Source organism: Solirubrobacter phytolaccae (genome assembly GCF_027587195.1).
Classification (GTDB): Bacteria; Actinomycetota; Thermoleophilia; order Solirubrobacterales; family Solirubrobacteraceae; genus Solirubrobacter; species Solirubrobacter phytolaccae.
Window position 1 is genome coordinate 1 of sequence record NZ_JAPDDP010000122.1, and the last position, 13,053, is coordinate 13,053.

13 protein-coding genes are annotated in these 13,053 nt (G+C 72.9%); 4 read left to right on the forward strand and 9 right to left on the reverse strand.

Translation table 11 applies throughout. The features are described 5' to 3' along the window. A partial coding sequence (locus OJ997_RS34890) for a CU044_5270 family protein (protein ID WP_270030062.1) occupies positions 1-863 on the forward strand: 863 nt, incomplete at its 5' end. Positions 864-1,062: 199 nt separating this feature from the next. Here the strand turns inward: OJ997_RS34890 and OJ997_RS34895 are convergent. Then, positions 1,063-2,004, reverse strand: coding sequence for an ABC transporter substrate-binding protein (locus OJ997_RS34895; protein WP_270030063.1), 942 nt, complete (start codon positions 2,002-2,004; stop codon positions 1,063-1,065). Between the two features lie 28 nt (positions 2,005-2,032). Here OJ997_RS34895 and OJ997_RS38005 point away from each other — a divergent pair, with 28 nt between their 5' ends. The 3 genes from OJ997_RS38005 to OJ997_RS34910 all read left to right on the forward strand — a co-directional run bounded on the left by OJ997_RS38005 (position 2,033) and on the right by OJ997_RS34910 (position 4,130). Further along, on the forward strand, positions 2,033-2,860 hold the full coding sequence (locus OJ997_RS38005; RefSeq protein WP_270030064.1) for a queuosine salvage family protein: 828 nt from the start codon (positions 2,033-2,035) through the stop codon (positions 2,858-2,860). Then, positions 2,860-3,330 (forward strand): flavin reductase family protein, encoded by a 471-nt coding sequence (locus tag OJ997_RS34905; protein WP_270030065.1) that lies wholly within the window; start codon positions 2,860-2,862, stop codon positions 3,328-3,330. Before OJ997_RS38005 ends, OJ997_RS34905 begins: the two co-directional genes overlap by 1 nt. A gap of 74 nt (positions 3,331-3,404) precedes the next feature. Beyond that, on the forward strand, positions 3,405-4,130 hold the full coding sequence (locus tag OJ997_RS34910) for a SigB/SigF/SigG family RNA polymerase sigma factor (protein ID WP_270030066.1): 726 nt from the start codon (positions 3,405-3,407) through the stop codon (positions 4,128-4,130). Here OJ997_RS34910 and OJ997_RS34915 read toward each other — a convergent pair. The 8 genes from OJ997_RS34915 to OJ997_RS34950 all read right to left on the reverse strand — a co-directional run. After that, entirely contained in the window at positions 4,083-5,726 is a 1,644-nt protein-coding gene (locus OJ997_RS34915) for a PP2C family protein-serine/threonine phosphatase (RefSeq protein ID WP_270030067.1), read from the reverse strand. The genes OJ997_RS34910 and OJ997_RS34915 overlap by 48 nt on opposite strands. Before the next feature lie 15 nt (positions 5,727-5,741). Next, positions 5,742-6,707: an S-adenosylmethionine:tRNA ribosyltransferase-isomerase gene (locus OJ997_RS34920; protein WP_270030068.1), complete on the reverse strand. Its 966-nt coding sequence runs from the start codon at positions 6,705-6,707 to the stop codon at positions 5,742-5,744. Then, a complete protein-coding gene (locus OJ997_RS34925) occupies positions 6,704-7,366 on the reverse strand; it encodes an SDR family NAD(P)-dependent oxidoreductase (protein ID WP_270030069.1) in 663 nt (220 codons plus the stop codon). Before OJ997_RS34925 ends, OJ997_RS34920 begins: the two co-directional genes overlap by 4 nt. Positions 7,367-7,415: 49 nt before the next feature. Next, positions 7,416-8,051, reverse strand: coding sequence for a response regulator (locus OJ997_RS34930; RefSeq protein WP_270030070.1), 636 nt, complete (start codon positions 8,049-8,051; stop codon positions 7,416-7,418). Continuing rightward, positions 8,048-9,157 (reverse strand): GAF domain-containing sensor histidine kinase, encoded by a 1,110-nt coding sequence (locus tag OJ997_RS34935; RefSeq protein WP_270030071.1) that lies wholly within the window; start codon positions 9,155-9,157, stop codon positions 8,048-8,050. Before OJ997_RS34935 ends, OJ997_RS34930 begins: the two co-directional genes overlap by 4 nt. 35 nt (positions 9,158-9,192) lie before the next feature. Further along, positions 9,193-10,569: an FAD-binding oxidoreductase gene (locus tag OJ997_RS34940; RefSeq protein WP_270030072.1), complete on the reverse strand. Its 1,377-nt coding sequence runs from the start codon at positions 10,567-10,569 to the stop codon at positions 9,193-9,195. A 6-nt stretch (positions 10,570-10,575) separates the two neighbouring features. After that, on the reverse strand, positions 10,576-11,817 hold the full coding sequence (locus OJ997_RS34945) for a hypothetical protein (RefSeq protein ID WP_270030073.1): 1,242 nt from the start codon (positions 11,815-11,817) through the stop codon (positions 10,576-10,578). Further along, positions 11,814-13,053: hypothetical protein (locus tag OJ997_RS34950; protein ID WP_270030074.1), on the reverse strand; the 1,240-nt coding region annotated here is incomplete at its 5' end. The genes OJ997_RS34945 and OJ997_RS34950, both read right to left, overlap by 4 nt.

Below are 13,053 nucleotides of genomic sequence, written 5' to 3' on the forward strand. Positions count from 1 at the left end.
CGGCGCGACGTGCGCGGGCTCGCCGCGGCGGCCCGCGGCGCGCGTGGGCGCTCGTGCCCGTCGCGCTCGGCACCGTCGCGCTTACGCTCGGCGTCGCGTTGCCCGGCGGGAAGACGCCCGCGGTGATCGCGCCGGAGCCCGCGACCGCTGCGACCGTGCTCGCCGACCTGCGCGGGAAGGCCGCGGTGGCGACAGCACCGCAGGGCCGGTTCGCCTACCAGAAGCAGATCGCGTACGTGTCTCACATGCGCGGCAGCACGGGCGACGGTGGGCGGTTCGTGGTCGTGCTCCCGCACGAGCTCGAGCAGTGGGTCGACGCCGACGGCAACGCCGTGGCCAAGGAGGTCATCCACGAGGACCAGGCCACGTTCCCGACGCCCGAGGACAAGGCGGCCTACGAGAAGCACGGCCAGGGGCCGCCGTTCCAGTCCGACCCGTACGAGATCCCCGACTTCAAGGTGGCCGGGCTCACGGTCCCTCAGATCGCGAAGCTGCCGACCGAGCCGACCGCACTGCGCGCCGCCCTCCAGCGCGGCGAGCTCGACCTGCTGCCCGCCACGGCGCAGCTGCTCGCGAGCCCGATCGCATCGCCCGAGCTCAAGGCCGCGCTGTTCAGCGTGCTGAAGGCCCTGCCCGGCGCGCAGCTCGTCCCCGGCGCGACCGACCCGCAGGGCCGCAAGGGCGTCGGCGTCCAGTTCGAGGACGACGCGTGGCGCACGCTGTTCCTGTTCGAGCCGGATACCGGCGCGTTGCTGGGCACCCGGTCGATCGGCAAGAAGGAGGTCCCCGGCCGGACGATCAGCGACTGGTGGCTCGTAGTTGACGCGACGCGCACCGATTCTGCTCCGACGACCGTGCGCTGACATCAGGGGTTGCGCAAATCGCCTTCCTGCGGCATCGTTGAACGCAGCAATGGCAGATCCGCCGGACCCCTTAGGGCATATTCCCGGCGGCGAGCTTTAGCTCGTCACACCACGGCTCTGAAGCCTGGCGGCCGCGTAGCGGCCCCCATCAAGATTCGGAGGCAGCCCGAACGGTGACAGCGTTCGGGCGCCCCGCACCTCACTCTCCGCGCAACGTGAAGTCGAACGTCCGCGCAACATCAGGACGCTCGTTCACGAGCCCGATCTCGGCGTCGAAATCCGCCCACTGCTCGAGCACGGGGCGGTCGAGCTTCAGGTCGTCCGCGAAGATCGGCAGCACCGCGTCCAGCTGCGCGCGCATCAGCTCGAGGTCGTCGGTCTCGGCCGCCTTCGCGATCACGTCGACCGCCTCCTCGGGCCGCGCGCGCGTGGTTTCCAGACCACGTGCGATCGCGTCCAACGCGCCCTCGATCCGCGCCCGCTCGGACGCCAACGTCGCGCGCGAGGTGAAGAACACGACCTCCGGGTACGGCGGCGCGCCGTAGTCCTCCACGCGGAACTCGTTCGCCTCGAGCCCCCGCTGCTTCAACGCGACGCCCTCCGCGTTCCAGAACACCGGCACCGCGTCCACGCGCTTGGTCAGCAGCCGCGAGACGGCGTTGAAGCCGATCGTCACCTGCTTGATCTTCGACACGTCCCCGCCGTCGTGGCCGACGATCGCCTCCAGGAACGCCGGGTCGGACGGGAGCCCGGACACGCCGACCGTGCGGCCTTCCAGATCGCGTGGCCGAGCCACGTCCGGCTGCGCCACCAGCGCGGCCAGCGGCTTGCCGACCAACGCGCCGACGGCGACCACATCGGTCCCCGCCTCGCGAGCGATCGCCAGGTCGTGGATGTCCAGCACCCCCAGCTCGACCTTGCCGCTCGTGACGAGCTTCAGGCCGTCCGGCCCGCTCCCGGGCTTCTGGATCTTCACGGCGTCGCCGGCGAGGTAGATCGGCGCGTGCACGGGATTGGGGACGAAGTCGAGCGCGATCGTGACCGGGCGCGCGGGCGGCGACGAGGGCGAAGACGGCTTCTCGTCATCGCCACATCCGGCGACGACGAACATCAAGGTCAGAACAGCAACAAGACGACGCATGCGGCCAGAGACCGTAGCCTGTCCCGGAGTGCTCGCCGACGAGGTCCGCCGCCACTGCGCCCAGATCGCCGCCTCGGCGAAGCACGTCACGATCGACCTCGACGCGCCGATCGCGCTGGACGGCGTGGCCGGCCTCGACGACACGCTCCACTTCCTCGAGGGCAGCGAGGAGGACGTCGCCCGCTACGTCTTCATCCTCGACGCGATCAACTTCGGCTCGGGCTTCTTCCACGAGCTCGCCACCACGACCGACGCGATCACGGAGCGTCTCACCGCCCACGCGCGCGAGCACGGCCCGTGGACCGCCGACGCCCTCCAGCATCTCGACGCGCGCCAGGTCGGAAACACGCTCGGCCTCGAGCCCAGCCACCGCCTCACGCACCTGTACGCCGAAGCGCTCAACCAGCTCGGCGCCTGGCTCCCGGACAACCCGATCGGCGCCACCGCCGACGACCTCGCCCGCCGCCTCACCCAGATGCCGTTCTTCGCCGACCACGGCTTCTACAAGCGCGCCCAGATCACCGCTAACGACCTCCAGCTCGCGGGCGTCGCGGACTTCCCGGACATCGACCGCCTGACGATCTTCGCCGACAACCTCGTCCCCCAGGTCCTGCGACTCGACGGCGTCCTGATCTACGACGACGCGCTTGCCCACGCGGTCGACGAGCAGCTCGAGCTGCCCGCGGGCGGTGAGTTCGAACGCGAGCTGCGCGCGACCGCCGTCCACGCCTGCGAGCAGCTCGCGGCCAAGGCGCAGGTCCCGCCCCGCACACTCGACAACTGGCTCTGGAACCGCGGCCAGCACCCGCCCTACAGCGAGCGCCCCGCGCACATCACCAAGACGGTCTTCTACTGATGAGCGGCGCGTTCGAAGGCATCGTCGGCGACCTCGAGTACCCGATGTTCATCGTCACCGCGCCCGGCCCGCTCGGCTGCCTGGTCGGCTTCACCACGCAGTCGAGCATCGACCCGCCGCGGTTCATCGTCTGCCTGAGCCACAAGAACCGCACCTATCGCGAAGGTCACAACGCACCCGCGCTCGGCGTCCACGCCGTGCCCGCCGACGCGGAGGACCTCGCGCGCCTGTTCGGGGGCGAGACCACCGACAAGACCGACAAGTTCGCGCGCACGGACTGGCGTGAGGGCCCGCACGGCGTGCCGATCCTCGCGCGCTGCGAGAACTGGTTCGTCGGCCGCGTGCTTACCCGTGTCGACGCCGGGGATCACGACGCGTTCCTGCTCGAGCCGATCACCGGCGAGTCCGGCGCGGGCGACGAGTTCACGTTCCATCGGGCCAAGCGCATCGACCCGGGCCACGAAGCCTGAGCGGTCGCTGTCGGGCGTCTGACCTCGCTTCGGACGGGGCTCAGATAACGCGCGTAAGGTCGCGTCCAGTCCCAATGCGCCCCCAGCAAGACTTGTGGCGACGCGCGCGTGCAGGAGACCAGGGCGCGCGCGCCCGCCTGATCGAGCAGCACATGCCGCTGGCGAGGTCACTCGCCAGCCAGTACCGGCACGCGAGGGAACCGCTGGATGACCTCTGCCAGGTCGCGAACCTCGGCCTCGTGAAGGCCGTCGACCGCTACGACGCCGAGCGCGGCATCGCGTTCACGTCGTACGCGGTGCCGACGATCCTCGGCGAGCTCAAGCGCCACTTCCGCGACCGCACGTGGACGATCCACGTCTCGCGCGGCATGCAGGAGGCGATCGCCCGCGTCGCGCGCGTCAGCGAGGACATGCGCGCGGAGCTCGGGCGCTACCCGAGCGTGCGCGAGGTGGCGGGCGTGACGGGCATGTCGATCGAGCACGTCACCGAGGCGCGGCTCGCCGAGGGCGCGTCCCGCCTGGCGAGCCTCGACGCGCCCGCCGGCACGCGCGACGAGCCGGGCGACAACGGGCTCGCCGACACGCTCGGCCGCGACGACCGCGGCCTGGACCGCGTCGAGGACGCCGTCTGGATCGAGCAGCTCGCGGGCGGCCTCACCGACCGCCAGCGCGAGGTCCTGCGGCTCCGCTTCGTCGAGGACCTGGTGCAACGCGAGATCGCCGAGCGCGTGGGGCTCTCGCAGATGCACGTCTCACGGATCCTGCGCGACACGCTCGCCCAGCTCGCCGACGCGGCGTAGCCCGAGCAGCGCGATGTCGTCGTCGTGCGTCGGGGGGAGCGCGGCGATGAGGTGCTCCGCGATCGCCTCCAGGGCGCCGTCGTCGACCCGTGTCGCGGTCGCCGCGAGAGCGTCGAGCCCGATGTCGATCGACGCCGTACGCGACTCGACGAGCCCGTCGGTGTAGAGCCACAGCGTCTGGCCGACTCCGAGCGTGAACGTGTTCGACGAGCAGCCGTCGACTTCACCGAACCCGAGCGGCGGGCAGGGCGGCGTGTCGACGTAGCCCTGCCCGGTCACGAACGGCGGCAGATGTCCGGCCGTGGCGACCTCGCAGGCACCGCTCGCGAGGTCGAGCACGACGTAGACGACGGTCGCGAACGTGATCTCGTCGGCCGACTGGTTCACCAGCGTGTGCAGGTCGTCCAGCACCGCGCCGGGCCCGGCGCCCTTGAGCGCGTAGGCGCGCAGCGCATTGCGGAGCTGGCCCATCGTCGCGGCGGCGTCCAGCCCGCGCCCGCCGACGTCGCCGATCACGATCCCGATCCGCCCGTCCGGCAGCCGGAACGCGTCGTACCAGTCACCGCCGGCGTGGTCGCGCGCGTCGCTCGGCACGTAGCGGACCGCCAGCTCGTAGCCGGGCAGGTCGGGCAACGTGCCGGGCAGGAGCGCGCGCTGGAGGATCTCCGCGGCGCGGTGCTCGCGGGCGAACAGCCGTGCGTGGTCCAGCGCGAGCCCGGCGCGGCGGCCCAGCTCCTCGGCCAGCTCCAGGTCACGGGCGCCGTAGACGCGGCCCGACTCGGCCCAGACGAAGGTGATCGCGCCGAGCGTGCGGCCACGGGCGATCAGCGGGACGACCATGACGGAGTGCATCTTCAGCTCGCGCACGAGGCGGATCTGCTCCTCGTCGAGCGCGGCCGCCTCGAGCAGCGCGCGGTCCAGCTCGGGGTAGAGCTCCGGGCGGCCGCTGCGGATCACCGCGGGCGCGCCGGTGGGCGACTCCGGGTCGGGCGGGTAGCGCGCCTGCAGCTCCCACGCCCAGCGGACCTTCTCGGGGTCGACGTGGGCGACGGCGACCTGCTCGAAGTCGCCGTCCGGGCTCTTCGCGAGCTGGACGGCGCACCAGTCGGCGAGCCGCGGGACGGCGAGCTCGGCGACCTCCTCGAGCGTCTGCACCGGGTCCATCGAGGCCGCGAAGCGCTGGGAGATCGTGTCCAGGAACGCACGCGAGTCCTCGCGGCGGCGGCGGTCGGTGACGTCCGAGAGCAGGCCGATCACCCGCTCGGTGGCGCCCTCGTCGTTCGTGAGGACGCTGGCGCGGGCGTGCAGCCAGCGCTCGCCCTGCTCGGGGTGGTTCACGCGCAGGTCGAACTCGTAGCTCGTGCCCTCGCGCAGCGCCTGCTCGATCACCCCCGCGATCCGGTCGCGGTCCTCCGGGTGGACGATGCGGTCGAGGAAGTCCCCGATGCCGCTGGGCTGCGTCCCGCGCGGGAGGCCGTAGAGCGGGCCCATGTTGTCGGACCACTCGACGTGGTCGGTGACGACATCCCAATCCCAGAACCCGGTCTCGGTCCCTTCCAGGGCGAGACGCAGGCGCTCCTCCAAGCCCCGAAGCACGAGGCCACTCTATGGCTAGCGGAGGATCAGATGTGAATCGCCGAACTCGTGGCGGCGGTAGCCCTTGTCCAGCGCGGCGGCGTAGGACCGTTCGATCAGGTCGGTGCCGCCGAGCGCTTCGAGCATCAAGAGGTGCGAGGCGTCCGGGTCGTGCCAGCCGGTGATCAGGCCGTCGACGACACATGGCGGGCGGTCGGGGGTGACCACGAGCGTGGTCCAGCCGCCGCCGGGGTGGACGATGCCGACCGCGTCGGCCACCGTCTCGAGCGCGCGGACGACCGTGGTGCCGACGGCGATCAGCCGGCCCTCACGCGCGTTGATCCGGTGCGCGGTGTGCTCGGACACGAAGTAGCGCTCGGGGTAGGGGCGCTCGCCGCGCTCCTGGGAGGAGACGCCGGTGTGGAGCGTGATGCGCTGGACGCTGACACCACGCTCGCGGAGGGCTTCGAGCGTGGCTCGCGTGAACGGCCGCGCGGCGCTCGGCATCTCCGCGCTGCCGGGCTCGGTGGCGAAGAGCGTCTGGTAGTCGGCGAGCGGGTGCGGCGTGGGGTCGTGGGCGTAGCGGATCGGCGCGCCGTGGCGGTCGAGGTAGGTGAGGAGCGGTTCGGGGAGGTCCAGCTCGGCGATCCACAACCGGCCCGGGCTGAGGTACGGCGCGAGCAGCGTGGCGGTCGCGCCGGCGGGGAGCTGGAGGGTCCCGGCACGGCCCTGCGCGCGGCGGCCGTTCGCGCGCAGCTCGACGACCCAGCGGTCGGGGTGGGTCGGGTCGGGGGTGGAGAGGTGCAGGTCGACGGGCGTGCCGTCGGACTTGCGCGCGGGCAACGCCGCCGGGATCGTCGCCGACGCGTTGACGATCAGCAGGTCGCCCGCGCGCAAGTGGGTGGGGAGGGAGTCGAAGGTGGTGTGGACGAGCGGGCGGCCGGGCGCGGCGACCATGAGCCGGACCGGGTCCGTGGCGAGCGCCCGGAGCGCGCGGTTCATGCCGGCACCAACTCACTCGCCTGGTAGCGGCCGGAGCGCAGGTCGCCCTCGACCAGCGCGAGGAGGCCGGGCACGCTCGCCTCGGGCGGCGGGCGGTCGGAGATGTCTTCGCCCGGGAACGCCTCTTGGTGCAGTCGCGTGTTCATGTCGCCGGGGTCGACGGAGTAGATCCGCAGGTCGTGGTGCTCGATCGCGAGCACGGCGGTGGCGTGGTCGAGCGCGGCCTTGGCCGAGCCGTAGCCGCCCCAGCCCTCGTACGGCTCCTCGGCGGCGTCGGAGGTGACGTTGATGATCCGTGGCCGGTGCGGGAGCGCGAGCTGGATCAGCGCGAGCGGCGCGAAGACGTTGACGGCGTAGACGTGCTCGAGCGTGGCCAGCGGGTACCTCGCCAGGCCGGGCTGCGGCGACGGGCCGAGCACGGAGGCGTTGTTGACGAGCAGCTGCAGGTCGTCGCCGGCGGCGGCGATCAGGGCGGCGCGGTGCTCGGGGTCGGTGACGTCGCCGGGGATGGCGATCGTGTCGGGGAGCTCGGCCGCGACCTCGTGCAGCGGACCGGACACGCGCGCGTCGATGACGAGCCGCCACCCGCGCTCGCTCAGGGCGCGGGCCAGCGCGAGTCCGAGGCCACGGGAGGCGCCGGTGACGATGGCGGTGGGCATGCCGCCGAAGCTACGCCGGGCCCTGCCCGCCCACCATCGGGAATTGGGCCTAGGACCCCTCCACCAGGCCGTGGCGGACGGCGTACAAAGCGGCCTGGGTGCGGTCGGTCAGGTCGAGCTTGTTGAGGATGTGGGAGACGTGCGTCTTGACCGTCTTCTCGGCCACGCCCAGCTCGAGCGCGATCACCTTGTTCGGCCGGCCCTTGGCGATCAGCACCAGCACTTCGCGTTCGCGGGAGGTGAGGTCGTCGACCTGAGCGGGCGCGCCGCCGCCGGCCGCGATCTCCTCGACGACGCGGGTGGCGATCGTGGGCGAGAGCGGCGCGTTGCCGGTGTGCGCGGAGCGGATCGCGTTGACCAGCTCGGCGGGCTCGACGTCCTTGAGCAGGTAGCCCGCGGCGCCCGCCCGGAGCGCGGCGAAGAGCTTGTCGTCGTCGCCGAAGCTTGTCAGCACGATGATCCGCGCGCGGGTGCCGCGCAGGCGCTTCAGCGCACCGACGCCGTCCAGCCGCGGCATCACGAGGTCGAGCAGGATCACGTCGGGATCGGTGCGCTGCGCGGCGTCCACCGCAACCTCGCCGTCGCCCGCCTCGGCGACGACCTCGATGTCCTCCTGCAGGTCCAGGAACGTGCGCAGGCCCTGACGCACGACCGCGTGGTCGTCGGCGAGCAGGACGCGGATCACAGCGCCAGCTCCAGGGTCACGGTCGTGCCGATGCCGCGTTCGCTGCGCACGGTCAGGCTCGCGCCCATCTCCGTCGCGCGCTCCTCCATGCTCGTCAACCCGAGCCGCTGGCCGCGCACCTCCGGTCCGGACGGGTCGAAGCCGACGCCGTCGTCGACGACGGTCAGCGTGGTCCCGCGCAACCGCACCTCGATCCGCGTCGCGTCCGCGTGGCGCAGCGCGTTGCCGAGCGCCTCCTGCGCGATCCGCAGCACCTGCGTCGCGCACTCGGGCGAGAGCCGCGGCACCTCGCACACCTTCAGGTCGACCTCCTGGCCCGTCACGCGTCGCAGCACCTCGACGTGCTTGCGCAGGACGGTCGCGAGCCCCTCGGCCTCGAGCGACGCCGGGCGCAGCTCGAAGACGACCGCGCGCAGCTCCTCCATCGCCTCGCGGGCCAGGTCGCTCACCCGCTTGAGCTCCACGCCCGCTTTGGACGGGTCGCGGTCGAGCAGGGTGTGTGCGGACTCCGCCGCGAGCTTGACCCCGAACAGCCGCTGCGTGACGGAATCGTGCAGCTCGCGCGCCAGCCGGTTGCGCTCCTCGACGATGCTCAGCTCCCGTGAGCGCTCGTGCAGGCGCGCGTTCTCGATCGCGATCGCGGCGTGCGCGGCGAGCAGCTGGATGAGGCTCTGGTCCTCGTCGTCGAAGTGCGATCCGTCCTCCTTCACGGTGAGGTAGATCGCGCCGATCACCTCGCCGCGCGACACGATCGGGACGCCGAGGAACGAGCGCATCTGCGGGTGCGCGCGCGGCCACCAGCCCCGGAAGCGCGGGTCGGCGGTGATGTCGTCCGTGAGGTGCGGCTCGGGCGAGTCCAGCATCGCGCCGAGCATCCCGTGCGTGCGCGGCAGCGGGCCCATCGCCTCGATCAGCTCGTCGCTCATCCCGGACGTGATGAAGCGGGCGAACGCACCCTCGCCGTCGGGGATGCCGAGCGCGGCGTAGCGGGCGCGGCCGAGCTCGCGCGCGGAGTCCACGATCCGCTGGAGCACGGAGTCGACCTCGTGCTCGGCGGCGATCGCGAGCACGACGTCGCTCAGCGTGCGGAAGGCGGTGCGCTCCATGAGCTGATCAATCGTGACGCGGCGGCGGCCCGCGTTCAATCCGGCGCAGGTCCTAGGACCTTGCCCGGGTTGAAGAGCCCTTCGGGATCGAGCGCGACCTTGATCGCGCGCATCATCGCCAGCGCCTGCGGGCCGTGCTCGAGCTCCAGGAAGGCCAGCTTGCCGTAGCCGACGCCGTGCTCGCCGGTGCACGTGCCGTCGTAGCCGATCGCGCGCCGGACGAGCCGGTCGTTGAGGTCCTTCGCGCGCTGCAGCTCGTCCGCGTCGTCGGGGTCGACGAGGATCGCGAGGTGGAAGTTGCCGTCGCCGACGTGGCCGACGATCGGCGCGGTCAACCCCGAGGCGTCGAGGTCGGCCTTGGTCTCGGCGATGCAGGCGGCGAGGTTGGAGATCGGGACGCAGGCGTCGGTGGTGAAGCCCTGGGCGCCGGGCCGGAGCGCCCGCGCGGACTCGTAGGCGCCGTGGCGGGCGTGCCAGAGCGCGCGCCGCTGCGCCTCGTCCGCCGCCCAGTCGAACCCGAGGACGTTGTGCGTGCGCGCGATCGCCTCGACGTCCTTGGCCTGCGCCTCGGTCTCGGCGGGCGTGCCGTGGAACTCGAGCAGAAGCGTCGGCGCGACTTCCAGCGCCAGCTCGAAGTGGCGGTTGACGGCGTCGATCTGGACGTCGTCGAGCAGCTCGATCCGGGCGACCGGGATCGCGTGCGCAAGCACCTCGATCACGCAGTTCACAGCGTCGTCGAGCGCGGGGAAGGCGCACGCCGCGGCGGTCATCGACTCGGGCGTCGGCTGCACGCGCAGCGTGACCTCGGTGATCAGGCCGAGCGTGCCCTCGCTGCCGACGAACAGCCGCGTGAGGTCGTAGCCGGCGCTCGACTTGCGGGCGCGGCTGCGCGTCTTGACGATCTCGCCGTCCGCGGTCACGACGGTGAGGCTGAGGACGTTCTCGCGCATCGTGCCGTAGCGCACGGAGGTGGTGCCGGACGCGCCCGTGGCGACCATCCCGCCGAGGCTCGCGTCCGCGCCCGGGTCGACGGAGAAGAACACGCCCTCGGGGCGCAGCTTCGCGTCGAGCTGCCGGCGCGTGACGCCCGCCTGCACGGTGACGTCCATGTCCTCGACGGACAGCCGCAGGATCTGGTCCATCTGGGACGTGTCGATCGACACGCCGCCCGCGAGCGCGGCGATGTGGCCCTCGAGGCTCGTGCCCGCGCCGAACGGGACGATCGGCGTGGCGTGCCGCTTGCACACGCGGACGACCCGCGCGGCTTCCTCGGTGTCCCGGGGATAGACGACGAAGTCCGGCGCGGCGGGCGGGTGCCAGCCCTCGTCGGTGCCGTGGCGGCGCAGCTCGTCCGCCCCGGTGACGACGCGGTCGGCGTCGAGCGCCGCGATCAGGTCCTCCTCCAAGCCCATCGCCGCTCACTCTACGTAGACCGAGCGCGTGACCTCCTTGCCGTTGCGTAGGTGCGCCGTGGCGGTCGCGTTGCCGCCGGGGAACTGACCGTCGTAGACCGCGATGAACATGTGGTGGGTGGGGCTGGGGACGAGCGTGCGGACGTCGCGCGGCGTGCGGATGGTCACCGACATCACGTCCGGGTGCACGCTCCCGTGGAAGACGATCCGGTTGGACAGCGTCCGACGCTCGATCTGGCCGCGGTCATCGGCGCCTCCGGGGATGCTGGAGCGGAGCGTCGTGACTCGCAGTGGGTAGGCGCGGGTCGGCTTCGGCAGCCCACAGCCGATCTCGAACTCGCCCGTCGTCGAGAACGTGTCCAGGACCGGGTCGACGTAGCCGAGCTGCGTGCCGACGAGCCGCCCCGGCGCGGAGTAGCAAAGTCCGCCCTTGCTGCTCTTGTGGACGATGACCGCCCACGGCTCGCCGCCCGCGGGATCGGGCGCGCGGACCTCGACCGACCGCGTGCCCGGCAGCGGGCGCTCCCGCTTGTCGTTGGGGAGCGACCGTGCGTGATCGAACCGCTCGGTCGATCCGTCGCGACGCTCGATCACGCCGCGCAGGCCGCGGTTGCTCTCGCCGGACACGACGCGGAGGACGACGCCCTCCGAGCCGACCGGGATGCGTGGCCCACCCTCGGGCGTGACCGCCACGACGTCCTCGGCGACCGGGCCCCAGGTGATCGCGCGCGCGGGCCGCGGCGCGCCGTCGGGTGGGACGGTGACGGTGCCGAGGCCGAACACGCTGCTGCCGAGCTTCGCCAGGCGACTGGGCGGCATGCAGTTGGAGGGGACGCCGTAGTGCCCGGGAGCGTGCGTCGTGAACGTGCCTTCCCCGTCGATCCAGCCGAACTGCTCGCCCTCGATCCGGCCGAGCTCCCAGCACTCGGTACGCGTGGCCTTCAGCTCCTTCAGCGCGCCGGCCGGCATCTGGTCGCGCAGCTCCTTCGGCGGCAGCTGGGGCTTGACCGCGGCGGCGAAGTGGCGCACGGCCCAGGGCGCGGCGCCCTCGGGGTCGGGGACCTGGACGAGGAGCCGCACGTCCTCGGCCTTCAGCGGCTCGGGCGTCGGCTGGGCGGGCGTGGCCTGCGCGGCGATCGCGGGCGGCTTGGGCTTGGGCGGCGGATCGTCCTCGGCGGCGGCGAGCACGGCGGTCGCGCCCGCGGCGGAGCCGAGCAGCGCGGCGGCCAGGGCGAGGCGGGCGATCATCGGGGTCTCCGGGACTTCACGAGGTCGGGGACGAGGCCCTCGCCGGGCTTGCCGTGCTGGACCGTGCCGTCGGCGAGCGTGACGTCGAGGCTCAGGGTCTCCGGCTTCGTGGTCGCGGGGAGCACGGCGGCGAACGCGCCCTGCTTGGAGATCGTCAGCGCCTTCGGTGCGCCGGCGCCGAGCAGGACGACCTTGCGGACGGCGTCGTGGCTGCGAGCGACGCCCCACACGACCGTGCGCTCCGGCGCGTTCAGCCACGTCCAGCGGTCGAAGCCGGGGACGCCCTGGTCGCCGGGCCGGAGCGTGCGCGCGTCGGCGACCCACAACCGCTTGGACTTGCGCAGGCCGAGGCAGGCCGTCGGGCTCTTCACGCGCTCCTGCCCGCTCGCCCGCGCCTCGCGCACGAAGGCGCAGCGCAGGCGCGTGCCCAGCACGTAGCGGTCGACCGCCCACGCCTGCGCGCCCTCGGGGTCGGGGACCGTCGAGCGGCTGTTGCCGAGCTTGTGGCGCTCGCTGTGACCGTCCGCGAACTCCAGCCGCAGGTCGAGCAGGTGGTCCTCGGGGTAGCCGCGCAGGACGGCGACGTACGTGCCGCCCGGGCCGAGCTTCAGGCGCCGCTGGCCGGTGGCCGTGAGCATCACGGCCGCGCGCAGGTCGTCCCCCGCGACGCCGTAGACCACCGAGCGCACGTCCTTGCGGAGATCCGCGGCCATCACTCGCGCGCCCGTCAGCGTCCCGCCCTGGCCGCAGGCGTCGGAGAGCTCGCCCGGCAGGCGCCGGAACGTGCCGTCGAGCCCGACGAGCCCGAACACGCCGTCCTGCACCTGGCCGACCGTCGTGCACGTGAACCCGGTCTTCGAGCGCGCGACCCGCAGCGTCCACGGCGGCCCGCCGCCGGGGTCGGCCGCGCGGAGCTTGCTGACCACGGCGGTGCCCGCGAGCGGCGTCTGCTCGTCCGGGACCTGCTCGGGCACGGGCGCGGAGATGACGGTCTGCCGCAGCACCACCGCGGTCGCGGCGCCGCTCGTCGCGCCGACCGGCAGCACGACCGCGAGCGCGATCGCGACGGAGCGCAGTCGCCGGCGCCGCGGCGGGCGCCGCGCACGGGCCACGAGCCGCTCGCCGAAGGCCTCGATCGAGGGGAGCTCGTCGCGCCGCGCGGCTGCGACGAGCGCGTCGCCGGACGCCGCGAGGGCGGGAAGATCGTCACCGCGGCCGGGCGGGGCGCCGCCGCCC

Coding starts and splice junctions, on each gene's coding strand:
- OJ997_RS34895 (WP_270030063.1), bottom strand. CDS start 2,004: ATGCGTCGTCTTGTTGCTGTTCTGACCTTGATGTTCGTCGTCGCCGGA.
- OJ997_RS34905 (WP_270030065.1), top strand. CDS start 2,860: ATGAGCGGCGCGTTCGAAGGCATCGTCGGCGACCTCGAGTACCCGATG.
- OJ997_RS34910 (WP_270030066.1), top strand. CDS start 3,405: ATGCGCCCCCAGCAAGACTTGTGGCGACGCGCGCGTGCAGGAGACCAG.
- OJ997_RS34920 (WP_270030068.1), bottom strand. CDS start 6,707: ATGAACCGCGCGCTCCGGGCGCTCGCCACGGACCCGGTCCGGCTCATG.
- OJ997_RS34925 (WP_270030069.1), bottom strand. CDS start 7,366: ATGCCCACCGCCATCGTCACCGGCGCCTCCCGTGGCCTCGGACTCGCG.
- OJ997_RS34935 (WP_270030071.1), bottom strand. CDS start 9,157: ATGGAGCGCACCGCCTTCCGCACGCTGAGCGACGTCGTGCTCGCGATC.
- OJ997_RS34940 (WP_270030072.1), bottom strand. CDS start 10,569: ATGGGCTTGGAGGAGGACCTGATCGCGGCGCTCGACGCCGACCGCGTC.
- OJ997_RS34945 (WP_270030073.1), bottom strand. CDS start 11,817: ATGATCGCCCGCCTCGCCCTGGCCGCCGCGCTGCTCGGCTCCGCCGCG.